At 75.7% G+C, this 24,883-nt stretch carries 24 protein-coding genes; 12 read left to right on the plus strand and 12 right to left on the minus strand.

What is annotated here, in order from left to right; genetic code table 11:
- Positions 1–19: 19 nt before the first annotated feature.
- Both FSW04_RS00800 and FSW04_RS00805 read left to right on the plus strand, forming a co-directional pair.
- A complete protein-coding gene (locus FSW04_RS00800; RefSeq protein ID WP_146915258.1) occupies positions 20–844 on the plus strand; it encodes a polysaccharide deacetylase family protein in 825 nt (274 codons plus the stop codon).
- Entirely contained in the window at positions 844–1,746 is a 903-nt protein-coding gene (locus FSW04_RS00805; protein WP_187369128.1) for a GNAT family N-acetyltransferase, read from the plus strand. Before FSW04_RS00800 ends, FSW04_RS00805 begins: the two co-directional genes overlap by 1 nt.
- Here FSW04_RS00805 and FSW04_RS00810 read toward each other — a convergent pair.
- A complete protein-coding gene (locus FSW04_RS00810; protein ID WP_146915262.1) occupies positions 1,740–2,873 on the minus strand; it encodes a glycosyltransferase family 4 protein in 1,134 nt (377 codons plus the stop codon). The genes FSW04_RS00805 and FSW04_RS00810 overlap by 7 nt on opposite strands.
- 37 nt (positions 2,874–2,910) lie before the next feature.
- Between FSW04_RS00810 and FSW04_RS00815 the strand changes: the two genes are divergently transcribed.
- On the plus strand, positions 2,911–3,690 hold the full coding sequence (locus tag FSW04_RS00815) for an FkbM family methyltransferase (RefSeq protein ID WP_146915264.1): 780 nt from the start codon (positions 2,911–2,913) through the stop codon (positions 3,688–3,690).
- Between the two features lie 15 nt (positions 3,691–3,705).
- On the opposite strand, the gene FSW04_RS00820 is transcribed toward FSW04_RS00815, so the two are convergent.
- Genes FSW04_RS00820 through FSW04_RS00850 form a run of 7 tightly spaced genes read right to left on the minus strand, consistent with a single transcriptional unit; the run spans position 3,706 to position 11,213 of the window.
- Positions 3,706–4,698: an FkbM family methyltransferase gene (locus FSW04_RS00820; RefSeq protein WP_146915266.1), complete on the minus strand. Its 993-nt coding sequence runs from the start codon at positions 4,696–4,698 to the stop codon at positions 3,706–3,708.
- Between the two features lie 20 nt (positions 4,699–4,718).
- Positions 4,719–5,906: a glycosyltransferase family 4 protein gene (locus tag FSW04_RS00825; RefSeq protein ID WP_146915268.1), complete on the minus strand. Its 1,188-nt coding sequence runs from the start codon at positions 5,904–5,906 to the stop codon at positions 4,719–4,721.
- 6 nt (positions 5,907–5,912) lie between these two features.
- Positions 5,913–6,800, minus strand: coding sequence for a class I SAM-dependent methyltransferase (locus FSW04_RS00830; RefSeq protein ID WP_146915271.1), 888 nt, complete (start codon positions 6,798–6,800; stop codon positions 5,913–5,915).
- 11 nt (positions 6,801–6,811) lie between these two features.
- On the minus strand, positions 6,812–7,954 hold the full coding sequence (locus FSW04_RS00835; RefSeq protein ID WP_146915273.1) for a glycosyltransferase family 4 protein: 1,143 nt from the start codon (positions 7,952–7,954) through the stop codon (positions 6,812–6,814).
- A complete protein-coding gene (locus FSW04_RS00840; protein ID WP_187369129.1) occupies positions 7,954–9,468 on the minus strand; it encodes an oligosaccharide flippase family protein in 1,515 nt (504 codons plus the stop codon). Before FSW04_RS00840 ends, FSW04_RS00835 begins: the two co-directional genes overlap by 1 nt.
- Positions 9,469–9,493: 25 nt before the next feature.
- The gene (locus tag FSW04_RS00845; protein ID WP_146915277.1) at positions 9,494–10,618 is read right to left on the minus strand and encodes a glycosyltransferase family 4 protein; all 1,125 of its coding nucleotides are present in this window, start codon (positions 10,616–10,618) and stop codon (positions 9,494–9,496) included.
- A 10-nt stretch (positions 10,619–10,628) separates the two neighbouring features.
- Positions 10,629–11,213, minus strand: a complete 585-nt coding sequence (locus FSW04_RS00850; RefSeq protein ID WP_146915279.1) for a class I SAM-dependent methyltransferase — start codon at positions 11,211–11,213, stop codon at positions 10,629–10,631.
- A gap of 43 nt (positions 11,214–11,256) precedes the next feature.
- Here FSW04_RS00850 and gmd point away from each other — a divergent pair, with 43 nt between their 5' ends.
- Positions 11,257–12,228, plus strand: a complete 972-nt coding sequence (gene gmd / locus FSW04_RS00855; protein ID WP_146915281.1) for a GDP-mannose 4,6-dehydratase — start codon at positions 11,257–11,259, stop codon at positions 12,226–12,228.
- A gap of 80 nt (positions 12,229–12,308) precedes the next feature.
- On the opposite strand, the gene FSW04_RS00860 is transcribed toward gmd, so the two are convergent.
- Positions 12,309–13,226 (minus strand): type IV toxin-antitoxin system AbiEi family antitoxin domain-containing protein, encoded by a 918-nt coding sequence (locus FSW04_RS00860; RefSeq protein WP_146915283.1) that lies wholly within the window; start codon positions 13,224–13,226, stop codon positions 12,309–12,311.
- Between the two features lie 151 nt (positions 13,227–13,377).
- Positions 13,378–14,343: a GDP-mannose 4,6-dehydratase gene (locus tag FSW04_RS00865; RefSeq protein ID WP_146915285.1), complete on the minus strand. Its 966-nt coding sequence runs from the start codon at positions 14,341–14,343 to the stop codon at positions 13,378–13,380.
- Positions 14,344–14,465: 122 nt separating this feature from the next.
- On the opposite strand from FSW04_RS00865, the gene FSW04_RS00870 reads away from it, so the two are divergent.
- Genes FSW04_RS00870 through FSW04_RS00885 form a run of 4 tightly spaced genes read left to right on the plus strand, consistent with a single transcriptional unit; the run spans position 14,466 to position 17,942 of the window.
- Positions 14,466–15,317, plus strand: coding sequence for a WecB/TagA/CpsF family glycosyltransferase (locus FSW04_RS00870; protein ID WP_146915287.1), 852 nt, complete (start codon positions 14,466–14,468; stop codon positions 15,315–15,317).
- A gap of 12 nt (positions 15,318–15,329) precedes the next feature.
- Positions 15,330–16,637 (plus strand): nucleotide sugar dehydrogenase, encoded by a 1,308-nt coding sequence (locus FSW04_RS00875; protein WP_146915289.1) that lies wholly within the window; start codon positions 15,330–15,332, stop codon positions 16,635–16,637.
- Between the two features lie 12 nt (positions 16,638–16,649).
- Entirely contained in the window at positions 16,650–17,615 is a 966-nt protein-coding gene (locus FSW04_RS00880; protein ID WP_146915291.1) for an NAD-dependent epimerase/dehydratase family protein, read from the plus strand.
- 57 nt (positions 17,616–17,672) lie between these two features.
- A complete protein-coding gene (locus FSW04_RS00885; RefSeq protein WP_146915293.1) occupies positions 17,673–17,942 on the plus strand; it encodes a hypothetical protein in 270 nt (89 codons plus the stop codon).
- 206 nt (positions 17,943–18,148) lie between these two features.
- Here FSW04_RS00885 and FSW04_RS00890 read toward each other — a convergent pair whose 3' ends face one another.
- Together FSW04_RS00890 and FSW04_RS00895 are read right to left on the minus strand one after the other, a co-directional pair.
- Positions 18,149–19,087: an NAD-dependent epimerase/dehydratase family protein gene (locus FSW04_RS00890; RefSeq protein WP_146915295.1), complete on the minus strand. Its 939-nt coding sequence runs from the start codon at positions 19,085–19,087 to the stop codon at positions 18,149–18,151.
- A 44-nt stretch (positions 19,088–19,131) separates the two neighbouring features.
- Positions 19,132–20,265, minus strand: a complete 1,134-nt coding sequence (locus tag FSW04_RS00895) for a glycosyltransferase (protein WP_187369130.1) — start codon at positions 20,263–20,265, stop codon at positions 19,132–19,134.
- Positions 20,266–20,301: 36 nt separating this feature from the next.
- On the opposite strand from FSW04_RS00895, the gene FSW04_RS00900 reads away from it, so the two are divergent.
- The 4 genes from FSW04_RS00900 (at position 20,302) to FSW04_RS00915 (ending at position 24,881) form a co-directional block, all read left to right on the plus strand.
- Positions 20,302–21,972: a glycosyltransferase family 2 protein gene (locus FSW04_RS00900; protein ID WP_187369131.1), complete on the plus strand. Its 1,671-nt coding sequence runs from the start codon at positions 20,302–20,304 to the stop codon at positions 21,970–21,972.
- Positions 21,969–23,129 (plus strand): glycosyltransferase, encoded by a 1,161-nt coding sequence (locus FSW04_RS00905; RefSeq protein ID WP_146915298.1) that lies wholly within the window; start codon positions 21,969–21,971, stop codon positions 23,127–23,129. The genes FSW04_RS00900 and FSW04_RS00905 overlap by 4 nt, the downstream gene beginning before the upstream one ends.
- A complete protein-coding gene (locus FSW04_RS00910; RefSeq protein ID WP_146915299.1) occupies positions 23,126–24,205 on the plus strand; it encodes a glycosyltransferase family 4 protein in 1,080 nt (359 codons plus the stop codon). The genes FSW04_RS00905 and FSW04_RS00910 overlap by 4 nt, the downstream gene beginning before the upstream one ends.
- 61 nt (positions 24,206–24,266) lie before the next feature.
- Positions 24,267–24,881, plus strand: coding sequence for a hypothetical protein (locus tag FSW04_RS00915; RefSeq protein WP_146915300.1), 615 nt, complete (start codon positions 24,267–24,269; stop codon positions 24,879–24,881).
- Positions 24,882–24,883: the final 2 nt, after the last annotated feature.

Genomic DNA, 24,883 nt, shown 5'->3' on the forward strand with positions numbered 1-24,883 from the left:
GACGGGTAGCGTAGGGAACGTGCCCATCACGTTGACCTTCGATCTGGAGGACAACCGGCGCTCCGCCGACCAGCCGGCCCGGTTCGTGGACATGAGCGACCGGTTCCTCGCCTTCGCCGAGCAGCGCGGCATCAAGGCCACCGTGTTCATCGTCGGCGAGATCGGCGCCAGCCATCCCGAGCTCGTCCGGCGCGTCGCAGACGCCGGCCACGAGATCGGCCTGCACGGACTGCGCCACGTGTCGCTGGACCAGATCGGGCCTGGAACCTTCCAGGAGGAGATCATCCGCGGCCGCGCGCTGCTGCAGGACGCCGCCGGCGTCGAGGTGCCTGGGTTCCGCGCGCCGATCTTCTCCCTGACGCCGGAGACGGCGTGGGCGCGCGACGAGCTGCTGGCCGCCGGGTTCTCCTACTCCTCGAGCGTCCTGCCGGCCGCCAGCCCGCTGCACGGATGGCCCGGCGCGCCGCGCGAGCCGTTCCGGTGGGCCAACGGCCTGGTCGAGCTGCCATGCCCGGTCATCGGGCGTGGCCGGGCGTCGGTGCCGCCGCTGGGCGGCGTCTACCTGCGCTACATGCCGGGGCCGGTCATGACGCGTGCCGCGCGCCGCCTGGGCGGCGGCGACGGCTGCGCCTGGATCTACTGCCACCCCTACGACTTCGACGCCGACGAGCCGTTCTTCGTGCCGCCCTACGCGGGCTGGGTGACCGCGCGGATCCTGCACATGCGCCGCGGCCGGACGTTCGAGCGCATCTCCCGGGCCATGGACGCCGCCGGCGGGGCGGGCCCCACGCTGTGGTCGATCGTGCAGGGCTACGAGCACGCCACGCTGCCGGTGGTGGCCTAGTGCCGGACCACCTCGCGGCGACCTCGGCGCTCCTGGAGGCCACGTTCCCGGGCGCCGGGGCCGGCGACGCGGCCTACCTGCGCTGGCTCTACGACGACTCCCCGTTCGGGCCGGTCGTGGAGACCAACCTCGACGACGACCAGGGCCGCGCCGGCCACTACGCGATCGTGCCTGTCGAGCTCGCCGCCGGCGGCGCTGCGCGCGCCGGGGCGCTGTCGCTGAACACCGCGGTCTCCGAGCGCGCACGCGGCGGCGGCGTCTTCACGCGGCTGGCCGCCGACACCTACGCCTTGGCCGCGCAGCGCGGGATCGAGGTCGTCGTCGGCGTGGCCAATGCCAACTCCACGCCGGGCTTCGTGCGCCGCCTGGACTTCACGCTCGTCACCCCGCTGCCTGCGACGGTGCTCGTGCCGCTGCCCGGGCGCGACGGCGGCGTCCGCACCCTGGCCGCGACGGCCCACGGGGCCCTGGAGCAGCCCGGGCTCGACGCGCTGCTGGCCCCGCCGTCATCGGGCCTGACGACGCGCTGGACGCGCGAGCGCCTCGCCTGGCGACTGGCCCGCCCGGGCCGGTCCTACCTCCTGCACCACGGGCCGGGCGTGCTGGCTGTCTCGGCGCTGGACCGCCGCGGGCCGGTGCACGTCGCCGTGCTGCTGGCCGTCTTCGCGGCGCAGGCCGTGCCGTCCGCGGTCGGCGCCGCGGTCGTGCGCGCGGCGTGCCGCGCCCACCGCGCACCGCTGGCGCTCCACGTCGGCGTCAACGAGCGCCTGTCGCTGCGCGGCCTGCCGCTGCCCGCGCGGCTGCGGCCCTCGCCGTTGAACCTCATCTACCGCGACCTGGCCACGGGCGGCCCGGCGCCCGCGCTGTCGCGATGGGAGTTCCTGGACTTCGACGCCTACTGAGCCAGGGCCCGGCGCTGGGCGGCCACGGTCTCGCGCGCCGTGCGCTGCCACGAGAACCGCGCGGCCTGCGCGTGGCCGCGCGTCATCAGGCGGGCGCGCAGCGCGGCATCGCCGACGAGCTGCCGCACCGCCCCGGCGATCGAGTCGACCGACTCCGGGTCGAAGAGCAGCGCCGCGTCCCCGGCCACCTCGGGCAGCGCGCTGCGTCCCGAGCAGGCGACGGGGACGCCGCGGACCATGGCCTCCAGGACGGGCAGGCCGAACCCCTCGACCAGCGACGGGAAGGCCAGGCAGCGCGCGGCGGCGTAGAGGCCCTCGAGCTGGACGGCGTCGATCCAGCCGCACAGGTGCACCCGGTCGGCCACGCCCGCCCGCCGCGCGACCGCGCACAGCTCGTCGTCGAAAGGCGTCGGGTACCCGGGCAGCACGAGCGCCGCGCCGGGCACGAGCGCCATCGCCTCGATGAGCCGCGCCAGGTTCTTGTGCGGACGCCGGGCCGAGACGCTGAGCACCAGCGGCAGGTCGCCGAGCCCCAGCGCGGCCCGCAGCGGCCCCTCGGCCAGCGGCTCGGCGCCCGTCGGCGCGCCGGGCCCGAGCGGCACGACGTCGACCTTGCCGGGATCCACGCCGCCCAGCTCCGCGAGGTCGGCCGCCGTGGCCTGCGAGTCGGCCACGATGCGGGTGGCCCGGCGCGCCACGGCGGGCACGAGCGCCGCCACACCGGCGGCCAGCACCCCGGTCGTCGTCTCGGGGTGGTGGCGGTAGATGAGGTCGTGGATCGTGACCACCCGCCGGCGCGGGCCGGCCAGCGGCGCGATGTTGCCCAGCGAGTGCAGCAGGTCGACCCGCGCCCGCAGCGCGGCGCCCGCCACGACGGTCTGCTGGGCCGCGGTGCGCACGATCCGCGTCGACGACGACACTGGCAGCGCGACGAGGCCGATCTGTGGATGCCAGGGCCGCGTGCGCCACTCCGCGGCCAGCTCGCGGCCGACGAACACCGTGAAGCGCGCCTGCGGCCAGGCCGCCGGCAGCAGCGGCACCAGGGCGCGGGCGTAGGTCTCCATCCCGCCCGTGTCGCCGGGGGCGAGGTAGAGGAGGTCCAGCCCGATGTGGGGGTCGCCCGTCAAGGGACGGGACCGTAGCGGCCGTCGCTAGGTTGGAGGCGTGTCGCAGCAAGGTTTGTCCCCCGCGTTGCGCATGGCCGTCCCGGTCGTGCGTCTGCTCAAGCTCACCGGTCAGCGCGAGCGGGTGCTGGCCTGGCGCGCCGGCCGGGCGCGGCGGGCACGCCTGGCCGCGGGGCGCGACGACCCGCGCTCGCATCCCGCGCTGCACGGGATGGACCGGCGCCTGGACGCGATCCTGGACCGCGACGGGGGCTTCTTCGTCGAGGCCGGCGCCAACGACGGCTACCGCCAGTCCAACACGTACTGGCTCGAGCGCTTCCGCGGCTGGCGCGGGATCCTCGTCGAGCCGATGCAGGAGCTCTACGACCTCTGCCGCCTGGAGCGGCCGTCGGCGACCGTCGTGCGCGCGGCGCTCGTGCCCGCCGGCCACGAGGGCGACACGGTGCCCATGCAGTTCGCCGGGCTCATGTCGACCGTCAGCGGCGAGCACGTCGATCCCGAGCGCACCGAGATGGGCAACGTCCTGGGCTGGTACGACCCCTACGAGGCCGATGTGCCCGCCCGCACGCTGTCCTCCGTGCTCGACGCGGCCGGCGCGCCCGAGGTCGACCTCCTCTCGCTCGACGTCGAGGGCTACGAGCCCGGCGTCCTGGCCGGCCTGGACCTGGAGCGCCACGCGCCGCGGTGGATCCTCGTCGAGGTCCACGACGAGGCGACGGGCCGGCCGCCGATCGAGGCGGTCCTCGGCGACCGCTACGTCCTGTTCGAGCGGCTGTCGCCCGTCGACCTGCTCTACCGCCGCGCCGACGTCGCGGCCTGACGGCGGTCGGGAGCCTCAGCGCGGCGCGGTCGCGCGCTCGCGCCGTGTCAGCCAGCGCACGCGCTCGACCAGGCCCGCCGCGGTGCGGCGCGCCGGCCCGTCCCAGCGCTGGGCGCGGGCGAGGTCGTGCTCGAGCTCGCCGAAGACCGAGTCGCGGGCCCGGACGTGGGAGACGGGCACCTCCCAGCCGGCGTCGCGCGGGTCGACCGACGCGGCGATGAGCCCGTCGCCACTGCAGGACTCCGCGACGGAGTGCTCGGCGATGACGTGCGCGCCGGCCCCGCGCAGCAGCTCGAGGCAGCGCTGGTGGGTCAGCGGGTCGCCGGTGATCGTGTGGTGGTGGGTCGAGACGACCAGGAAGCGGACCCTCCCCGCGCGCAGGACGTCCAGCGAGGACTCCAGCACGCCGACCTCGGCGCCCTGGGCGTCGCAGAGCACGAGGTCGATCCGCTCGAGGCGCTCGTCGGCCATGAGCCCGGCGAGCGAGACCGTCGGGGTGCGCCGCACGCGCCAGTCGCTCTCGCACGGCAGCCACACCTCGCCGCCGTGGTCGAAGCCGACGGCGCCGTGGACGAAGGACCCCGTCATGTCGTTGAGCGCGAAGTTGCGGCGGCCGACCTCGATGTTCACCGGGTCGGGCTCGACCATCACGTTGACCGCACCGGGCAGGCGGCGGTTGAACCACATGGAGTAGTAGGACCAGAACGCGCCGAGCTCGACCATGACGGGCCGCGGCGCGCCCTCCTCCGCGAGGCGCTCCAGCAGCGCGTGGAAGACGGCCTCCTCCTGGGGCTCGTGGTGGCCGCGCAGCGCACGGATGATCTCCGTGGTCATCGCGCCGTGGTAGCAGCCCTCCTCGATGAGGACGCCGTTGTGCATGACCTGCACGCGGCGCCCGTCGAGGTCCCTGACCTCCCCGGCGCCGGGCACCTTGGGGATCGCGTCCGTGTCGCGCACGGCGACCGTCAGCGCGACGCGGCGCGCCAGATCGGGTCTCAGTCCTTCCATCGGCGCGCAGGGTACTGCGCTCACCCGGCGCCCAGCACGCGGTCGTAGGCCTGCGCGAGGCGCTCGGCGTGCGTGTCGATCGCGTAGCGGCGCAGCAGCTCGGGCGGGGCCGGGACGCGGGTCCCCGGCGCCCGCGACAGGGGCCCGGCGGCCAGCGCCCGGGCCATCCCGACGTGGTCGCCGGCGGCGACGAGCGTGCCGTGGCCGTCGAGCACCTCGGGGATCGCGCCGTTGGTCGTGGCCACGATGTCCAGGCCGGCGGCCATCGCCTCGACGAAGACGAAGCCGAACTGCTCCTCCCAGAAGGCGCGGGGCGTGCCGAACGGATGCCGCGCCCCGGTGGCCGAGGACTGGCTGCCCAGCAGCAGGCACGACGCCGACGCGAACACCGCCGGCATCTCCGGGTAGGGAACGGCGCCGAAGCTCACGGCCTGCGCGACGCCCAGCTCCTGCGCCGCGGCGCGCAGGCGGCCCTCCTCCGGGCCCGAGCCGACGATGCGCAGCCGCGGGCTCACGACCGTGCCGTCCGGGCGCGTGACGATCCCGCGGTGCAGCAGAGCCAGCGCGCGCAGCGCGTCGTGATGACCCTTCTCCCACACCAGGCGCCCCGGCGAGACGAGGACGTGCTCGGCCGGCGGGGCCTGGCCGGCGGCCTGCTCGGCGGCCGCGGCGAAGCGCTGCACGTCGATGCCGGGCGGGCAGAGCTCGATCCGGGCCTCGGGCACGCCCTCCAACAGCAGGGCGATCCGCGCGCGCTCCGTGGAGGCCAGGAACAGGTCGGTGGCGGCGAGGACCTCGTCGCGGAAGCGGGCGGTCCCGGGCCGCCGGTAGGTGCGCCCGTGGGGCAGCGTCTCCCACACGGTCTGCACGAGCTTGTAGCCGTGCCGGGCCTTGCGCCGCGCCGCGTCGGCCGAGAACCAGTAGGACAGCTCCTCGGCGTGCACGACGTCGGCGTGGGTGTAGGCCTCCTCGGCGCCCGTCGTGTAGCGGTCGCCGACCAGCAGGGCGCCGACGTCGCCGGGCAGCCCCCCGGGCAGGCGGTCGCGCCGGCTGCCGACGTCGACGGCCCGCAGCGTGATCGAGGACGTGTCCCAGCCGTTGGCCGCCGTGCGCAGCCACGCGACGTCGAAGCGCGGGGGCAGCGCCTCCCACTGGTGCAGGTCCCACGGCGTGGCCTGGTGGCCGCGGACGACGAGGATGCGCGGCACGGCGCCTCAGGCCGGGCGGTGGAACGCCAGGAACGCCGAGGTCCACGGCGCCCCGTGGCCCTTGAGCAGGATGTGCGGGTAGTCGCGCCCCGTGGCCGGCCGCATCGGCGCCGGGGCGATCCAGGTGATGACGTTCTCGAACGTCGACGGCGACAGCGTCGTGTCCAGGGGCTGCACGAGGGGCAGGCCGGTCGGGGCGATGACGTCGCGGCGCAGCTCGCGTGGGCGGAACGTGTCCGACAGTCGCTGGCGCACGGTCGCGTTCTCGCAGCGCCGCCCGCCGCTGAGGACCTTGATCGCGGCCTGCAGCGGCGGCCAGTCCAGCGGGTGGGGCTTGATGAGGTACTCGGTCACGATGACCAGGTGGCCGCCGGGCTTCAGGACCCGCGCCATCTCGCGGGCGGCCTGCTGGATGCTCTCCGGGGGCCCGAAGTGCTCGATCGACGAGAGGCTGAAGACCACGTCGAAGCTGTCGTCGGGGAAGTCGAGGTGCAGCGCGTCCATCGAGCGCACCTCGAGGCGGTCCTCGCGGTAGGGGTAGGGCGCCCAGTGGCCGGGATCGGTGAGCATCGACCCGTCGGCCTCGCGCCCGTCGACCGCGAAGGATCCCTCACCGTAGATGTCGGTGGCCACGACGCGACCGACGCGGTTGGCCAGCCAGTACAGCGGCTCCTCGTGGCCCGCGGCGACCGAGAGGACCTGCGCGTCCTCGCGGATCGCGCCCACCTCCTCGAGGTACAGGCCGAGCTGCGCGTACTCCCAGAACTTGCGGCGCAGCTCCTCCTCGGGGGTGTAGCCCGGGGCGACCATCTCGCGCAGCTTGGCGCGCAGCGCCGGATCGTCGAAGTCCGGCAGGTCGCAGAGCTTGTTGTACTGGCGGGACAGGGCGGCCATCGGCGGCAGTATCACGACCGGGCCGCGTGCAGCGCCCGCCGGTAGCTCTCCACGGTGGCCTGCGCGGTGGCCTCCCACGTGAACTCCGACGCCCGGGCCGGACCGCGCCGGCCGAGGTCGTCGCGCAGCGCCTCGTCGTCCAACAGCCGGCCCATCGCGGCGGCGATCGAGCCGACGTCGTCGGGGTCGACGAGCAGCGCGGCGTCGCCGACGACCTCGCCCAGCGCCGAGCGGCCGCTGCAGGCCAGCGGGCGCCCGCGCTGCATGGCCTCCAGCGCCGGGAGGCCGAAGCCCTCCATGCGCGACGGCTGCAGCACGGCGGTGGCCACCGCGAACAGGCCCTCGACGTCCGCGTCGCTGACGAAGCCCAGCAGCCGCACGCGATCGCCCACCCCCAGCCCGGCGGCCAGCCGGGCGAGCTCGCCGCCGTAGTCCGTGGGCGGCCCGGGCAGGGCGAGGACGACGTCGCGGCGGCCCAGCTGGGCCAGCGCGCGGATGAGCTGGTCCTGGGCCTTGTAGGGCTGCTGCTGGCCCACGCTGAGCAGCACGGGGCCGGCGCCGAGGGCCAGGCGGTCGCGCAGCTCGGGCTCGGGCGTCGGGGCGGCCAGGGCGACGGCCCGCACACCCAGCGGCGTCACGTCGATGCGCTCGGGCGCGATGCCGTAGCTGCGGGCGATGTCGGCGGCGCCCGCGTGCGAGATCGCGATGACGCGCGTCGCGCGCTGCGTCGCGAAGCGCGTCCAGCGAATCCAGGACGCGCGCTCCGCGGCGCTCATGCTGACCTGGTCGGGCAGCAGCAGCCAGATGAGGTCCAGCAGCGTCACGACGCTGGCCATGGCGCCCGGCACGCGCGGCGGCCCCACGCCCGCCAGCGAGTGCATGACCCCCACGCGGTGCGCGAGCGCCAAGGGCAGCATCCCGCCCGCCTGCAGCAGCGCGTTGGGCGCGCCGTGGGCCGCGACGGGCAGCTGCACCCAGCGCACCGCGCTGGCCCACACGGCGTCGCGCAGCTCGGCGGGGGCGTCGCGGCTGATGAACATCGTGATGTCCAGGCCGTGGTCGGCCTCGCAGATCGCGCGCAGCAGCTCGGAGGCGTAGCGCACGGCGCCGCCGCCGCCCTCCGTCAGGTGCAGGCCGTTGACGCCGATGCGCATCAATCGTCGCCGCCGATGTCGCGCGGGCCCAGCCGCCGCAGCGGCCCCGGAAGGTGCTCGCGGACCTCCTCGGGCAGCGCGCCGAACACCAGCAGGCCGGCGGCGTAGACGAGCAGCCCGACGATCGTGTTGGCCGCGTCGGGCAGGGGGAGGAACCAGGCCGCCAGGCCGAGCGCGACGGCGGGCAGCAGGCGGCGCACGCGCCGCGTGCGCGGGCGCATCCGCGGGTCGCCGCCGACGATGCCCCACAGGTAGCCGCACGCCAGCCAGGTCTCGCCGAGCAGCGTGCCGAACGCGGCGCCGACCGCGCCATGGGCGTGGGCGAGCAGCAGCACCGTCACCGCGCTGATGACCAGGGCCACGGCGTTGGCGCGCACCATCGCGCGGTGGCGGTGCATCGCCAGCAGCGTGAAGCCCCATGTCGAGATCACGAACGTCATCGCCAGCGCCGTGCCCTGGATGCGCAGCACGTCGACCGCGCCGGCGTACTTCGGCCCGGCGACGACGGCGATGATCGGGACGGCGCCGAGCACGCAGGCGATGAGCGCGCCGCCGCCGAGCACGGCCGTGCCCTCGAAGAGCCGCTGGGTCGCGTAGCGCAGGCGCTCGCGGTCGTCGCGGGCGGCGCGCGAGAGCAGCGGGAAGGCCGTCGTCACGAGCACGCCCGGGATCGCCGCGGCGATGATGTACACGCGAAACGAGGCCGCGAAGAGGCCCGTCTGCTCCTGGCTCGCGACCAGCGAGGTCAGCACGAGCGCGGTGTAGACGTACAGGCTGCCCACCGCGGTGGCCAGCGCGAAGGTGATCGTCGGGCGCACGAGGGCCAGCCATTCGTGCCAGTCGAAGCTCGGGCGCAGCGGCACCGCCCCGCGCACGAGCACGTACGTCGCGACGGCCAGCAGCAGGTGCACGGGGATCGTCGCCGCCAGGAACGCGGGCACCCCGGCGCCCACGACGACGAGCACGACGAACAGCGCGGCCGTGGCGACCTGGCGGCCGACGTCCAGCCCGGTGACCGCGCCCATGCGGATCTCGGCCGACAGCGGGATGCCCAGCGTTCCCGCGGTCACCATGAACAGCAGCCCGATGCTCATGAAGCCCGCGCCGAAGACCATCTGGCTGTCGTAGCCCAGCGCGACGGAGGCCAGCATGGCGGCGCCGCCGCCCAGGGCCGTCAGCGCCAGGCGCATCCCGAGCAGGACGCGCATGAAGCGGGCGCGGTCGGCGCCGGTGCGCTGGGCGTACTCGCGCAGGCCCAGCGTCGACATCCCCAGGTCGGTCACCGCCTGCACGATCGTCACGAGCGCGACGACGGTCTGGTAGCGGCCGTAGTCGACGGGGCCGAGGTGGCGGGTGACGAGCGCGGCGCCGATGAGCGAGGCGCCGAGCCCGGCGACGAACCCGACGACGCGCAGCGCGCCGCCGCGCACGACGCGGCGCCCGGCCTCGGCCGTGTCCAGGACGTCGCCGGCGACGGGGCCGGGGACGTCGGGCTCGGAGATCGCGCCGCTCACGTCGCCCAAGCGTAGGGAGCGGCGCTCATCGCGCGGCGGCGCGGCGGTAGACGTCCAGCGTCTGCGCCGCGCAGCGCTCCCAGGTGAAGCTCGCGGCCCGGGCGCGGCCGGCGGCGGCCAGGCGGGCGTGCAGCGCCGGGTCGGTCAGCAGGCGCACGGTGGCGTCGCGGATCTCGTCCTGGGAGGTGGGGTCCAGGAGCAGCCCGGCGTCGCCGGCCACCTCGCCGGGAGCGGAGCCGCGCGAGCAGGCGACGGGCAGCCCGCGCGCCATGGCCTCGAGGACCGGCAGGCCGAAGCCCTCGACGAGCGAGGGCAGCACGAACGCGGCGGCGGCCGCGTAGAGGCCCTCGAGGTCGGCCTGCGACAGGAACCCGGGGACGACCACCGCGCCGCCGACGCCCTCGCGCGCCGCCAGCGCGCGCAGCGCCGCCTCGGCCTCGGCGTTGGGCGGGCCCGGGAGCACGAGCTGGGCGCCGGGGACGGCCGCGCGCACGCCGGCCATGGCCGCCACGAGCCGCTCGAGGTTGCGGTGGGGCTTCTTCTGGCCGACGTTGAGGACGATCGGGCCGGGGCCCAGGCCCAGGCCGGCCCGCAGGTCGGCCTCCCGCGTCGGGTCCACGACCGCCGGGCTGCCGAAGCCCAGCGGGATGACGTCCAGGCGCCGCGCGGGGACGCCGAGGTGCGTGCGCAGCTCCTCGCCGGCCGCATGGGAGATCGCGACGACGCGGTCGGCGCGGCGCGCCACCCAGGGCACGACGGTGCGCCACAGGCGGTGGGTCAGCACGTCCTCGGGGTGGGTGATCCACACCGTGTCGGGGATCGTCACGACGCGGGCGGCGCGGGAGACCAGCGGGCCGGTCATCGCCACGGAGTGCACGACGTCGGCGCGCCGGCGATCGGCCACCGCGCCGATCGCCGTCAGCTCGCTCAGCGCCCGCAGGCCGCCGCGGCCCAGCTGCTCGCAGCGCACGAGCTCGGCGCCTGCGGCCCAGTCCTCGGCGGTCAGCTTGTCGTGGCCGGCCGGGTTGAGCAGGACGGTCAGCTGCGGCGCGTCGGGGCCGGCGAGCAGGGCACGGCACAGCTCGCGCAGGTAGGTCTCCACGCCGCCCATGGGGGGCGCCAGGAACAGGGCGTTGATCGCGACGCGCATCGGGGCGGCGCTATTTGACGACCTCGAACTCCGCCCGGATGTTCATCGTGGGGAAGCGGAAGGCGAAGTAGGACTCGTACGGGCCCTGGAAGCGGTTGGCCAGCGCGGCGATGCCGGTCAGCCGGAACGGGAGCCAGAGGTCGAGGGTGACGTGCACGACGCGGAAGCGGATGTCGGTGTAGTGCGCGAAGCGGGGCTCGGCCAGGGATCGGATGGCGATCGTCGAGAAGTAGTGGCGGTGGGTCGGGTCGCCGTAGGCCAGCACGGAGGAGAAGTGCGGCGTGCGCAGCTGGATGCGGGCGCCCGGCCGCGCGATGCGGTGCAGCTCCTCGAAGACGCGGTAGGGCTCGGCCACGTGCTCGATGACGTCCTGCAGGAGGATCTGGTCGAACGCGGCGTCCTCGATGGGATAGGGGAAGACGTCGAGGTCGTGGACGACGTCAGCATCGGTGTCGGCCGAGATGTCCAGTCCGACCGCCCCCGGGTGCTTGGCGCTGCCGCACCCGATGTCGAGGATCGCGCCCGGCCCCGTGGGGTGCAGGTCGAACTGATGGGGATCGGTCACCCGGGCCAGGGCGTCGTGGATCGGGGGCATCGGCGGGCACGCTAGCGGTCGGCATCGTTACCCTGCCCGGCCGATGCCCAAGTCTGCGCTCATCACCGGGATCACCGGCCAGGACGGCTCCTACCTCGCCGAGCTGCTGCTCGAGAAGGGGTACGAGGTGCACGGCATGGTCCGCCGCTCCTCGACGGAGAAGTTCGACCGGATCGAGCACCTGCGCGACCGGATCACCCTGCACCAGGGCGATCTGCTCGACCACCGCTCGCTCACCGACGCCCTGCGCGCGTCCAAGCCGGACGAGATCTACAACCTGGCGGCGATGAGCTTCGTCGCCGTGTCCTGGATCCAGCCGACGCTGACCGCCGAGTTCACCGGGGTCGGGGTCACGCGGATCCTCGAGGCCATGCGCGAGGTGTGCCCGGAGGCGCGCTTCTACCAGGCCAGCTCGTCGGAGATGTTCGGCAAGGTCCTCGAGGTCCCCCAGACCGAGAGCACGCCCTTCTACCCGCGCTCGCCCTACGGCGTGGCGAAGGCCTACGGGCACTTCATCACCGTCAACTACCGCGAGTCCTACAACCTGCACGCGACGAGCGGGATCCTGTTCAACCACGAGTCGCCCCGCCGCGGCCTGGAGTTCGTCACGCGCAAGATCACCTGGCACGCGGCGGCGATCCGCCACGGCCAGATCGACGAGCTGTCGCTGGGCAACCTGGACGCCGAGCGCGACTGGGGCTACGCCAAGGACTACGTCGACGCGATGTGGCGGATGCTCCAGCAGGACAAGGCCGACGACTACGTCATCGCGACCGGCGAGACGCACACGGTGCGCGAGTGCGTCGAGATCGCCTTCGACGAGGCCGGCATCGGCGCCGACAAGGTCGACCAGTACGTCAAGATCGACCCGCAGTTCCTGCGCCCGGCCGAGGTCGACCAGCTCATCGGATCGCCGGCCAAGGCCAAGGCCGACCTGGGCTGGGAACCCGAGACGAGCTTCGAGGAGCTCATCCGGCTCATGACCCGCGCCGACCTGGGGCTGCTGAAGCCCTAGGGGGTCCCCGGGGGCCCGCCCCCGCGCGCCGGATGTCGCGTTTGTGGGGTATGTCCTCACCTCCGCGACATCCGTGCGGCTCAGGCCCGGGCGGCGCGCAGCGCGGCCGTCACGCGGAGCGCGACCGTCGCCGGCGTGCGCACGAGCTGCCGGTCGCTGACCCGCAGCAGGGTCCAGCCACGGGCGGCGAGGACCTGTGAGCGGGCGCGATCGGCCTCGAACGCTCGCCGGGAGCGGTGCCAGCGGTAGCCGTCGAGCTCGACGGCCACCCGGCGGTCCGGCCAGCGGAAGTCGACCTCGCCCGCACCGTCGCGCCCGTTGACCACCGGCCGCGGGATGTCGCGGTCGAGGCACAGCTGCAGGAAGAGCGCCTCGAGGTCGCTGCGGGTGTGCGCGAGGCCGTGGTCGGCCGCGTCGGCCAGGACGGCCTCGAGCGTGGCGACGCCCGGACGGCCGCGGAGCACGTCGAGGATCCGGCGCACGTCGCGCAGGTCGAAGAGCTCGGCCTCGTCGGCCCGCTCGACGGCGCGCCGCACCTCGTGCGGGCGCACGACGGCCGCGAGGTCGACGAGGGTCCGGGCCACCGAGGTCACCGGGATCGCCTCCGAGGCGGTGACCTCGGTGGGCGCCAACGTCCGGGTGCGATGGACGACGACGCCGGCCCTCGCCTGCCGGCCCGCGTGCGACGGGCACGTGACGTCGACACGGCTCGCCCCGCCCGGACGCAGTCCCCACAGCGCCGCGGCGCTGCGATGGCTGAGCACCACGCGGGGCCCCATCACGAGCACGATCTGCATCCACCGGGTGTGGACCGACGACGGCCGGTGGCCGAGCGCGTAGACGCCGCGGTCGACGGCCACGAGCCGCCCGGTGCGCCGTCGGTGCACGATGGCCTCGGCGCCCAGGCCGAGCGCGAGGAGCTGGCGGCGGGCGACGAGGCCGTGCTGGCGCTCGGCAAGCAGCCGGATGTGGCGGTCGATGGCGCGAAGCTGGGGCATCGCCCCACATAGGCGCCGCCGGCTCGGAGTTCACCCCCCGGGGGCACGACGTCCCTCGGGCCCGACGGATGGCGCAGAGGTGGTGCATGACCCCACGTCTGCGCCATCCGGCCTCCGACGACCTCGATCCCGACGCGGTCCGCCTGCGGACCTACGCCTGCGCCCGCAGCTCGGCCAGGTCCGCGGACACCATCTCGGCGATCATCGCCTCGAACGTGATCGCGGGCTCCCAGCCCAGAGCGGACCGGGCGTGCGAGGGGTCGCCCACCGGCGGCGTGGCCTCCGGGGCCCGCACGAAGGCCGGGTCGACGCGCACGCGGCCCTCGGGGTCCACCCCGGCGGCCGCGAACGCCGCGTCGACCAGCTCGCCGACCGTGCGCCCCCGTCCCGAGGCCAGCACGTAGTCGCCGGCCTGCGGTGCCTGCAGCGCCAGCCAGGCGCCGCGCATGACGTCGGCCGCGTGCGACCAGTCGCGCACGGCGCGCAGGTCGCCCAACACCAGCTCCTCCTGGAGGCCGAGCGCGATCGCGGCCGCCCCGCGGGTCACCTTGCGCGGCAGGAAGTGCGCCGGTCGGCGCGGGGACTCGTGGTTGAAGAGGATCCCGGAGACCACGTGGGTGCCGAAGTGCGCGCGCAGCGCCCCCACCAGGCCGTGGGCGGCGAGCTTGGCCACCCCGTACGGCGACCGCGGGCGCATCGGCGAGCGCTCGTGCTGGGGCGACTCGCCGCTGTCGCCGAAGATCTCGCTCGACGTCGCCACGAAGACCCGCATCTCGGGATCCAGGCGCCGTGCGGCGCCCAGCAGCTCGGCGGTCGCACCCGCGATCGCGGCCAGGATGAGGCCCGGGTCCTCCCACGAGGTGGGCACGAACGTGGGCGCGGCGAGGTGGTAGAGCTCGTGCGGGCGAACCGCGCCGAGCGCATCGCGCAGCGTCCCCGGCTCCAGCAGATCGCCGTGCAGGAGCGTGAGCCGGTCGCGGACATGACCCAGATGGGGGAGGTCCTGATCGACCGGTTGCCGGACGATGCCCGCGACGTCGTAGCCTTCTGCGAGCAACAGCTCGGCCAGATACGAGCCGTCCTGGCCGCTGATCCCGGTGATGAGCGCCCGTCGCACTCCGCGGCAGACTAATCACCGCGCCCGCCATCCGGGTTACGCTGGTGGCCACGCCAGGTGCCCCGACGCCGGGCCGGCCGGATCGCGAAACCTCGGCGCCGCTGACACGTTGGACTCCCTGCATGCCCTTCTCGAGCCCCGCCCCGACCGACCGCACCGGCGCCGCCGCCGGCGCGGCTGAGCTCGCCGTGCCGCCGCCCACGACCAGCGTCCTCGGGGTCCCGCTCGCGCTCACCGACTACGAGCGGACGATGGACTGGATGGACGCCGCCGTCGAGACCGCGCGCAAGGGCTACATCTGCGTCGCGGCCACGCACACCGTCGTCGCCTGCCAGGACGACCCCGAGCTGGCCGCCGCCGTCCACGGCGCGGCGCTCGTCGTGCCCGACGGCCAGCCCGTCGTGTGGGCCATGAACGCGCTCGGCCACGACCTCCCCAGCCGCGTGTACGGGCCCGACCTCATGGCCCGCTACTGCGAGCGCAGCGCGCAGACCGGGCGGCGGATGTTCCTCTACGGCGGGCGCAACCAGGGCGCGCTGGTCCAGCTCGCGCTGAACCTGCGCCGCCGCTTCCCCGGCGTGCAGATCGTCGGCGGCTACTCGCCGCCGTTCCGCACGCTCTCCGACGAGGAGCGCAAGGCGGTCGTGGCCGAGATCAACCACGCCCGGCCCGACGTCGTCTGGGTGGGCATCGGGGTGCCCAAGCAGGAGAAGTGGATGGCCACGATGCACGAGCACCTGGACGCCCCGGTGCTCGTCGGCGTCGGCGCGGCCTTCGACTTCCACGCCGGCCTCGTCCCCCAGGCCCCGTCCTGGATGCAGGGCGCCGGCCTGGAGTGGCTCTACCGCCTGGCCCAGGAGCCGCGCCGGCTGTGGCGGCGCTACCTGACCTACAATCCGCGCTTCGTGCTCGGGTTCGCGCGCCAGTACGCGCGCCACCGCCGGGCGCTGCGCCGCGACGGCGGCGCTCGCTAGCCTCCCGGAGCGATGAGCCCGTCACCCGACGTCGCCGTCATCGGCCTCGGCCGGGTCGGTCTCCCCCTCGCGCTGGCCTTCGCCGACGCGGGCCTGTCGGTCATCGGGGTCGACAACGCCACGGAGCACCTCGCCGCGATCCGCGCCGGGCGCATGCCGTTCGACGAACCCGGCGCCCAGGCCGTCCTGGACCGCGTGGGCGGCCGGCTCGAGCTCTCCGAGCGCGCCGCCGACGCCCACCGCGCCCGCCACATCGTGCTCACGCTCGGCACCCCGGCGATGTCGCACATCGAGATCGACCTGCGCGACATCCGGTCGGTCCTCGACGACCTCCTGCCCCACCTGCACGAGGGCCACGCGATCCACCTGCGCTCGACGATCGCACCGGGCACGACCGACTTCGTCGCCGGCTACCTGGCCAAGCACCGCGGGTTCGCCGTGGGCTCCGACGTGTTCGTCGCCCACGTGCCCGAGCGCATCGCGGCCGGCCGCTTCTTCGAGGAGATCTCGACGCTGCCGTGCATCGTCGGCGGCGTCGGCGAGCGCTCCGGCGAGGAGGCCGGCGCGCTGTTCGCCCACCTGCGCGCCCCCATCGTGCAGACCACGCCCGTGCAGGCCGAGCTGGCCAAGATCTGGACCAACATCCTCCGCTACGCCACGTTCGCGCTGCCCAACCTGATGATGATGGACTGCGAGCAGTACGACGCGAACGTCTTCGAGGTGGTCGACCTCATCAACCGCGACTACCCCCGCGGCGGGATGCGCCTGCCGGGCTTCACCGCCGGGACCTGCCTGCGCAAGGACTTCGCCTTCAGCGAGGAGCGCTCCAACGCCCCCGGCATGCTGCTGGCCGTCAGCCGGGTCAACGAGAGCGTCCCGCTGTTCCTCGTGCAGGGCCTCAAGCGCCGCCTCGGCGCGCTGGACGGCCGCAAGGTCGCCGTCCTGGGGCTGGCCTTCAAGGCGGGCACCGACGACGAGCGCGACTCGCTGTCGCACAAGCTCATCCGCCTGCTCGAGCGCGAGCTGGCCGACGTCGCCGTGCACGACCCGCACGTCACGTCGCCGAACCAGTCGCTGGCGGAGGCGGTGCAGGACGCCGACGCCGTCCTGATGGCCACCAACCACCCCGAGTTCTGCACCCCGGCCGCGCTGGAGCTCATCGCGCAGGGCGCACGGCCCGGCGCGCTGGTGGTCGACCCGTGGAACTGCTGGGGCGCCGCCCAGGTCTTCGCGCACGTCGACGAGGTGCAGGCCCTCGCCGGCGGCGCGCCCGGCGCGCCCGCCGCGGCCGCGCCCGCGGGCGAGCCCGAGGCGCGCTAGCGTGCCGCCGCGATGAACCGAGTTCTCGTCACCGGCGGCGCCGGGACCATCGGCGCGGCCGTGGTCCGGCGCCTGCTCGCCGACCCCGCCTACGAGGTGCGCGTCTCCGACCAGCGCGAGGCGCCGCAGTGGATGCGCGAGGGCTGTGAGGTCCACTGCGGCGACCTGCGGGAGCTCGCCGAGGCGCGCACGGCGACCAAGGGCTGCACGCACGTCATCCACCTGGCCGCGATCGTCGGCGGCATCGGCAACTTCCACAAGCTGCCCCACACCCTCACCGAGGTCAACAACGCGCTGTACAACGCGGTCGTCCGCGCGGCGCTGGACCTCGACGTGCAGCGGTTCGTGTACGTGTCGAGCTCGATGGTCTTCGAGCGCGCGACGGAGTACCCGACCACCGAGGAGCACATCCACGACACGCCGATCCCGGCGAGCGCCTACGGGTTCTCCAAGCTCACCGGCGAGGTCTACGTCCGTGCCGCCCACGACGAGCACGGCTTCCCCTACACGATCTGCCGCCCGTTCAACGCCTACGGGCCGGGCGAGATGCCCGAGGACGAGCCCGGGATCGCCCACATGGTCCCCGACGTCATCAAGAAGTGCCTGGCGCTGCCGGAGGGCGCACCGCTGCCGATCTTCGGCGACGGGACCCAGACCCGCACGCTGACTCACATCGACGACATCGCCGACGGCATCGTCGCGGCGATGTCCTCCGACGCGGGCCTGCACGAGGACTTCAACATCTCCGCCGGCGACGAGCTGACGGTCGCCGAGATCGCCCGGATCATCTGGGAGGTCTGCGGCCGGGACCCCGAGGCCTTCGCGCTCGAGCACCTGCCGACCTACCCGGTCGACGTCGTGCGCCGCTGGCCCAGCGTGGAGAAGGCCGAGCGCCTGCTGGGCTGGAAGGCCCGCATCGGCGTGCGCGACGGCATCGCGCGGACCGCGGACTGGCTCCGCACCGTCGTCGCGGCGTAACCCCACCATCACGCGAACTCCCTGTTACGCCGCCGGTGGGTCGGGTAGCGTCGGACCATGGCCAATCTCACCATCCGCCGCCGCCAGACCCCGCAGCAGCGCGCGTTGCGCGCCGCGAGCAAGGCCGGCTCCGCGGCCCTCACCTACGCCAAGGCCCGCATCGCGTGGCTCGCCGGCAAGAAGGCCGCCCGCGTCGCCGCCCCCGCCGTCGTGGTGGGCACCGCCGCCGTCGTCGTCAAGAAGCGCAGCGGCGGCCACGAGGAGCATGACCACGCCGCCACGAACGGCAGCGCCCCGACGCCGGTCTCGGTCGCCCCGGCCGGCTAGGACGCCCCGCGCTCAGGCGGGCCAGGGCAGGCTCGCCTGCAGCAGTGGGCTGCCGTCGGAGCGATGGCCGAACGCCATGGCCGGGCGGGCGCGTGCGCCCGCGGCGTGCACCGCCCGCCGCTGCAGTGCATGCCACGCCTGCGTCGCCTTCGCCCTCCGATGGCGCCGGAAGGGCGAAGGCGACGTGGCGGTCTGCGCGCGGTCCCCTACGGCATGGAGTCCAGCGTCGCCCGCAGCCCGTCGAAGAGCGTGGTCTGCGCGACGAAGCCGAGCTCCTCGCGGGCCCGCGTCACGTCCAGGCAGGAGCGCTGGATCTCGCCGAGGCGCGCGTCGGCGAACTCGGGGTCGAAGCCCGCGGCCGCCTCGGGCGCGAGCTCCTTCAGCGCGGCGACGATGTCGAGCACGGTCGACTCGCGGCCCGTGCCGATGTTGATCTCGCCCGTCGCCTGGGCCTGGGCGGCGGCCAGCTGGGCCCGCACGACGTCGCCGACGAACACGTAGTCGCGGGTCTGCGACCCGTCGCCGTAGATCACCGGGCGCCCGCCGTGGCGCACCTTGCCGCAGAAGATCGCGATGACGCCGGCCTCGCCGAGCGGGTCCTGGCGCGGGCCGTACACGTTGCCCAGGCGCAGCGTCACGTTGCTCTGGCCGTACAGGCGCCCGTACCAGCCGAGGTAGCGCTCGGCGCAGTACTTGCTCTGGCCGTAGGCGGCCATCGGCAGCGCAGGCGTCTCCTCCGGCGCCGGGATCCGGTCGGCGTCGCCGTAGATCGCGCCGCCCGTCGACGTGTTCACGACGCGGCCGACGCCCGCCAGCCGCGCGGCCTCGAGCACGTTGACCGTGCCGGTGACGTTGACGCCGGCGTCGAACGCGGGGTCCTCGATCGACTTGCGCACGTCGATCTGCGCCGCCAGGTGGAAGATCACGTCGGGCTGGATGTCGCCGACGAGGTCGGTGAGCGTCGCCTTGTCGGTGATGTCGACCTCGTGCAGGGTCGCGCCGCGGTCCAGGGCGCCCTCCTCGAGGTTGCTCCGCCGCCCCGTCACGAGCGTGTCGACGATGTCGACCTCGGCGCCCTGGTCCAGCAGGGCGTCGACGAGGTTGGATCCGATGAAGCCGGCGCCGCCGGTCACGATTGCACGCATGGAGCGCGGAAGGCTACAAGTCCGTCCCGCCGACCCAGGGACTCTCAGCCGGCGCGGCCGCGGCCGGCGGCCGCGTAGACCTCGGCCAGGCGCGGCGCGACGACCTCGGGCGCGGCCCGCCGGCCGGCCGCCGCCAGCGCCCGCGCCCCGGCCCCGGGGTCGGCCGCCAGCCGGCGTGCGGCGTCGGCCAGCCCGGAGACGTCGCCGGGCGCGACGAGCTCGACGTCGCCCTCCAGCTCGGCGAGCGCGCCGGCCCGCGAGGCGGCTACGGGCAGGCCCGCGGCCATCGCCTCCAGCGCGGCCAGGCCGAACGTCTCGGCCGCCCGCGACGGCACGAGCGCTACGCGCGCGTGCGCGCGCACGCGCGCGAGCTCCTCGTCGCCGATGCGGCCCGTGAACGTCACGTCGCCGCCCGCCGCCCGGGCCTCGAGCTCGGGCCGCATGGGCCCGTCGCCGCAGATCGTCAGCGGCAGACCCGCCGCGCGGCACGCGTCGATCGCCACCTCGACGCCCTTCTCGGGCGCCAGCCGGGAGACGACCACGGCCCCGGTGCCCGCGGCCGCCGACGACCGCTCGGCGTGGCGGCGCACGACGTGCCCCAGGACCACCGCGCCGCGCACCGCCGCGGGCGCGCCGAGCCCGGCGAGCCGGTCGCGCGCCGCCGTGCTGGGGACGACGATGACGTCGGCCTGGGCCACCGTCCGGCGCTGCCAGAGGGCCAGGGCGGCGCCGTAGGCGACCGCCTCGGCCGCGCTGCCGCGGCAGCCCAGGCGCACGCCCGGCAGCGTGTCGCGGCCGTGGCAGCGCGTGCAGTCGGCGCCCCCGGGATCGACGCAGGTGCCCACCGCGCACACGAGCCGGTAGTTGTGCAGGTGCAGCACGACCCGGGCGCCCGCGGCCCGCCCGGCGGCCAGCGCGCGCCACCCCAGGCCGGGCAGCAGGTTGTGGGCGTGGACGATCCGCGCGCCGGTGCGCGCGACCGCCGCGCCTACCTCGCCCGGCTCCAGGCCGCCGGCGATCAGGCCCGCCGCGGCACGCCCGCGGCCGATGGTCGTGCTGTCGCGCTCCAGACGCTCCACGTCCTCGCCCAGGTGCTCGGCCGCGAGCCACATGAGGTCGTCGACCACCCGCTCCTCCCCGCCGGGCGTGCGATAGCGGTTGTGGAGGAAGAGGATCACGGCGCGCGCGCCACGCTACTAACGTCCTCGCCTCCCGTGACCGCCTCCGTCGCCGTCGTCATCCCCACCGCCGCGCGCCCCGACTACCTCGAGGTGGCGCTGGCGTCCATCGCCCCGCAGGCCGCGCGGGCGGGGGCCGACGTGCTGGTCGTCGACGACGGCCCCTCGACGGCGACCCGCGACGTCGCGCGGCGCCACGGCGCCCGCTACGTCGCCCACGAGCAGGGCGGCGGCCTCAACGCGGCGCGCAACACCGGCGCGCGCGAGACGACCGCGCCGCTGCTGGCCTACGTCGACGACGACGTGGAGGTGCGCCCGGGCTGGCTCGACGCGCTGGTCGCCGCCGCCGCGGCCTGCCCGGACGAGGTCGGGGTGTTCACCGGGCCGATCCTGGCCCGCATCGAGGACCACCCGCTGCGGCTGTGCGGGCGCGAGGACCCGCCGGTCACCCACCTGGACCTCGGACCGCAGGACCGCGACTGCGAGCACGCGTGGGGGGCGAACATGGCGGTCCGGCGCAGCGCGCTGGAGCGCGTCGGCCCGTTCGACGAGGCGCGCGAGCTCTACGGCGACGAGCAGGAGTGGCAGGCACGGCTGAAGGCCGGCGGCGGGCGCCTGCGCTACGTCGCCGCCGCGGCCCTGGACCACCGCCGCGCCGGCGACGACGCCCGCCTGGGCGCGCTGTGCCGCGCCGCCTACCGCCGCGGTCGGGCCAGCCGCCGCTTCGACGTGTTCAAGCAGACGGCGCCGAGCACCGCCCACGAGCTGCGGATCCTGGCCGGCTGCCTGGCCCACGGCCCGCGCTTCCGGTGCGCCAACGGGCCGATCCTCGCCGCGCACTCGCTCGGGCGCCTGCGCGCGCTGGCCGCCGAGCGCGTCGCGGTCCCGCCGCCCCCGCCCGCCCGGCCCGGCGTCGACGACTTCCTCTCGGGCCGCAGCGGCCTGGTCGCCGGGCGACGCGGCCGCCTGCTGCGCGCCGACGACCTGCGCCACGACGTCGCCGCCCTGGCCGCGCGCCGGCGCGTGCGCCGGGCCGCGGCACGGCTTCCGCGCCGCCGGGTGCTCGTCGTGGGCGTGGAGCGACGCGACGTCCCCAACCTCATGGCCGCCGCGCGCGCCGAGCTGCTGGCCTCCCGCCACGACGTGACGATCGAGGTCGGCGAGGCGGGCGCGCTGGGCAAGTTCGAGAACCTCGACCGCCTGCTCGGCGCCCACGACCTCGCGGCGTTCGACTGGGTGCTGGTCCTCGACGACGACGTCGCGCTGCCGCGCGGCTTCCTCGACGCGTTCCTGGCCTGCGCGGAGGCCGGCGGGCTCGTCCTCGCCCAGCCCGCGCACCGCCGCCACTCGCACGCCGCCTGGGAGGTCACGCGGCGCCAGGGCGGCGCGGACTGGCGCGAGACGACGTTCGTGGAGATCGGCCCGGTGACCGCGTTCGCGCGCGAGGCGGCGACCGTGCTGCTGCCGTTCCCGGCCACCCGCATGGGCTGGGGGCTGGACGTCCACTGGAGCGCCGTGGCCCAGCAGCGCGGCTGGCGCATCGGCGTCGTGGACGCCACGCCGATCGGCCACACGATCCGGCCGACGGCCGAGGGCTACCCCCGCGACGCCGCCGCGGCCGAGGCCCGGCGCTTCCTCGACGGCCGCCCGTATCTGCGCCGCGAGGAGGCCCGGACGCTGCGGGCGCGAAGACTGCCCGTGGCATGAAGGTCGTCGTCGTCGCCGAGTTCTACCCCCGGGCCGCGGACCCGACCCTCGGCGTGTGGGCGCACCGCCAGGCGCTCGCGGCGCGCGACGCCGGCGCCGAGGTCCGCGTCGTCGTGCTGCACCGCCCCATCGCCCCGGCCGCGCGGGCCCGGCAGCCCGCGGCGTGGCGCGAGGCGATCGCCCAGCCCACGCGCGCGGTGCTCGACGGGCTCGACGTGCGCTACCTGCGCTACGTCTCGCCGCCGCGCGGGCGCGGCTACGCGCACTGGGGGGCCTTCGCCGCCCCCGCCCTGGCCCTGGAGCTGCGCCGCCTGCGCCGCAAGTTCCCCTATGACCTGATCCACGCCCACTACGCCGTGCCCGCGGCCGACGCGGTGCTGCGCACCCGCCCGCGGGTCCCGCTGGTGATCTCCGAGCACGGCGGCGACGTCTTCCACACCGTGCACCTGCCCGGCGGCGAGGCACGCGTGCGCGGGGCGTTCGGCGCGGCCGCCATCGTGCTGGCCAACTCGCAGGGGATCGCCGGCGCCGTGCGCGACCTGGGCGCCACGACCGCCCGCGTCGTGCACCTGGGGACCGACCTGACGCCGATCGCCCGGCTGCCGCCGACGCCCGCGATGCTCGTGACGGTGGGCCAGCTCATCGCCCGCAAGCGCCAGGCCGACGTGCTGCGTGCGATGTGGATCCTGCGCGAGCGGCGCCCCGACCTGCGCTACCGGATCATCGGCGACGGTCCCGAGCGCGACGTGCTCGGCCGGCTGGCCGCCGAGCTGGGGCTCAGCGACCGCGTGCAGCTCACGGGCCGCCTGCCCCACGAGGAGGCGATGCGCCAGGCGCGGGAGGCCTCCGTGTTCGTCATGCCGTCGACCGACGAGGCCTTCGGCGTGGCCTACGTCGAGGCGATGGCGGCGGGCCTGCCGGCCATCGGCGCCCGCGGCGAGCCCGGCCCCGAGGACATCGCGGCGCTCGGCCACGGGCTGCGGCTCGTCCCGCCCGCCGACCCCGAGGCCCTGGCCGCGGAGATCGACACGCTCCTGGACGGCGACTGGGGCGCGCGGATCGGCGCGGCCGCCCAGCAGACCGTCACCGCGAACTTCACGTGGGAGGCCTGCGGCCGGGCCACGGTCGCCGCCTACCGCGACGCCCTGGCGTCATGAGCGACGACCGCCCGGTCCTGGTGGTCACCAACCTCGTGCCGCCCGACCGCGCCGGGGCGTTCGCCGCCCTGCACGCCCGCGAGGGGATCGTGCTCGCGCTCTTCGGCGGCCGCGAGCACCACGCGACCGCCGCGGCCGAGGACCTGCGCGGCGTGCCCGCCCGGCACGTCACGCAGCGCGAGGTCCTGCGCCTGGCCGCCTCCGGCGCCCACCGCGCGGTCATCGCCGGGACGATCGGGCGCGTGGCCCTGCCCGCCGCCTGGCGCGGCGCGCGCCGGGCGGGCGTCCCCTTCCTGCTGTGGTCGGCGATGTGGGCCCATCCCCGCACGGCGGCGCACCTGCTGGCCGGTGCGCCGCTGCTGCGCGCGATCTACCGCGACGCCGATGCGGTCATCACCTACGGCCCGCACGTCAGCGCGTTCGTCGCCGCCCGCGGCGCGCGCAACGTCCACGTCGCCCCCCAGGCCGTCGACGCCGCGTTCTGGGGCGCCCGGGCGCCGGCGCCCCGGCGCCCCGCCGGCGCGACGTTCGTGGCGCTCAGCGTCGGCCGCGCCGCGCGCTACAAGGGCGAGCCCGAGCTGCTGGAGGCCTGGGGGCTGTCCGGACTCGGACCACCGGACGACGCGCTGACGCTCGTCGGGGAACGCGGGGAGAGCGAGGCGCTGCCCGCGGGGGTGCACGCCGCCGGGAGGCTGGATCCCGCCGGGCTGCGCAACTTCTACGCCGGCTCCGACGTCCTCGTCATGTCCGCCGTCGCCGCCCGCGAGACCCGCGAGCCGTGGGGACTGGTGGCCAACGAAGCCATGCACCAACGACTGCCCGTCATCGCCACCACCGCCGTCGGCGCCGCCGCCGGCGGGCTCGTGCGCCACGAGCGCAACGGCCTGGTCGTCCCCGCCGGGGACACCGCCGCGCTCGCCGGCGCGCTGCGCACGCTGCGCGACGACCCCGCCCTGCGGGCCCGCCTCGGCGCGGCCGCCGCGCAGGACGTCGCCGCCTACACGCAGGGCGCGTGGGCGGCCGGGGTCGCCGCGGCGCTGGTGAGCGTGGGCGCGGGCCGGGAAGGGGATCGCTAACGTGTCCAGCCAGCAGGGACTCCATCATCACGCCCGTCGGCACGGAGGCCCGCCGTCGCCCATGCGCCTCCGCCTCCGGATCGCCACCACGCTCGCGCTCCTCGTCGCGCTCGTCGTCCCCGCCCTCGCGCAGGCCAGCGGCTCGGCCGTCATCCGCGACTGCACCGACGACGGCCAGCTCTCCAGGAGCTACTCGCAGAGCGACTACGCCCAGGCGCTCGCGCACCTGCCCGCCGACATCGACGAGTACTCCGACTGCCGTGACGTGATCCGCCGCGCCCAGCTCGGCGGCGCCGGCGGTGGCTCCTCGAGCAACGGCGGCGGCGGGAGCGGCACCGGCGGCGGCACGACGTCGTCGGGCGGCGGCGGGACGTCCTCGGGCGCGCCGGCCGCGACCGGCGACGGCACCGGCAGCGCCGCCGCGGCGGCCGACCCCCTCGCCGGGGCCACCGCCGACGAGCGCTCGGCCTACCAGCGCGCCGTCGCGGCCGGATCCGCGCCGGTCAAGCTCGACGGGCGCCCCATCACCCCGGGCACGCTCGGCGGCGCGACCCACACCGGGCTGTCGGACCTGCCCACCCCGCTGATCGTCATCCTCGCCCTCCTGGCCCTGGGCGGGCTGGGGGCGGCCGGTCTCGGCACCCGACGCCTTGTCCTCGGTCGCCGCACCGCCTGAGA

Origin of the sequence: Baekduia soli, assembly GCF_007970665.1 — a bacterium.
Taxonomy (GTDB): Bacteria; Actinomycetota; Thermoleophilia; order Solirubrobacterales; family Solirubrobacteraceae; genus Baekduia; species Baekduia soli.

Excerpts from the sequence above, each read along its gene's own strand:
- FSW04_RS00835 (WP_146915273.1), bottom strand. The coding sequence starts at position 7,954 with ATGCGCATCGGCGTCAACGGCCTGCACCTGACGGAGGGCGGCGGCGGC.
- FSW04_RS00915 (WP_146915300.1), top strand. The coding sequence starts at position 24,267 with ATGCGCCTCCGCCTCCGGATCGCCACCACGCTCGCGCTCCTCGTCGCG.
- FSW04_RS00850 (WP_146915279.1), bottom strand. The coding sequence starts at position 11,213 with ATGCCCCCGATCCACGACGCCCTGGCCCGGGTGACCGATCCCCATCAG.
- FSW04_RS00890 (WP_146915295.1), bottom strand. The coding sequence starts at position 19,087 with ATGCGTGCAATCGTGACCGGCGGCGCCGGCTTCATCGGATCCAACCTC.
- gmd (WP_146915281.1), top strand. The coding sequence starts at position 11,257 with ATGCCCAAGTCTGCGCTCATCACCGGGATCACCGGCCAGGACGGCTCC.
- FSW04_RS00885 (WP_146915293.1), top strand. The coding sequence starts at position 17,673 with ATGGCCAATCTCACCATCCGCCGCCGCCAGACCCCGCAGCAGCGCGCG.
- FSW04_RS00870 (WP_146915287.1), top strand. The coding sequence starts at position 14,466 with ATGCCCTTCTCGAGCCCCGCCCCGACCGACCGCACCGGCGCCGCCGCC.
- FSW04_RS00875 (WP_146915289.1), top strand. The coding sequence starts at position 15,330 with ATGAGCCCGTCACCCGACGTCGCCGTCATCGGCCTCGGCCGGGTCGGT.
- FSW04_RS00845 (WP_146915277.1), bottom strand. The coding sequence starts at position 10,618 with ATGCGCGTCGCGATCAACGCCCTGTTCCTGGCGCCCCCCATGGGCGGC.
- FSW04_RS00830 (WP_146915271.1), bottom strand. The coding sequence starts at position 6,800 with ATGGCCGCCCTGTCCCGCCAGTACAACAAGCTCTGCGACCTGCCGGAC.
- FSW04_RS00880 (WP_146915291.1), top strand. The coding sequence starts at position 16,650 with ATGAACCGAGTTCTCGTCACCGGCGGCGCCGGGACCATCGGCGCGGCC.
- FSW04_RS00860 (WP_146915283.1), bottom strand. The coding sequence starts at position 13,226 with ATGCCCCAGCTTCGCGCCATCGACCGCCACATCCGGCTGCTTGCCGAG.
- FSW04_RS00910 (WP_146915299.1), top strand. The coding sequence starts at position 23,126 with ATGAGCGACGACCGCCCGGTCCTGGTGGTCACCAACCTCGTGCCGCCC.
- FSW04_RS00905 (WP_146915298.1), top strand. The coding sequence starts at position 21,969 with ATGAAGGTCGTCGTCGTCGCCGAGTTCTACCCCCGGGCCGCGGACCCG.
- FSW04_RS00820 (WP_146915266.1), bottom strand. The coding sequence starts at position 4,698 with ATGGAAGGACTGAGACCCGATCTGGCGCGCCGCGTCGCGCTGACGGTC.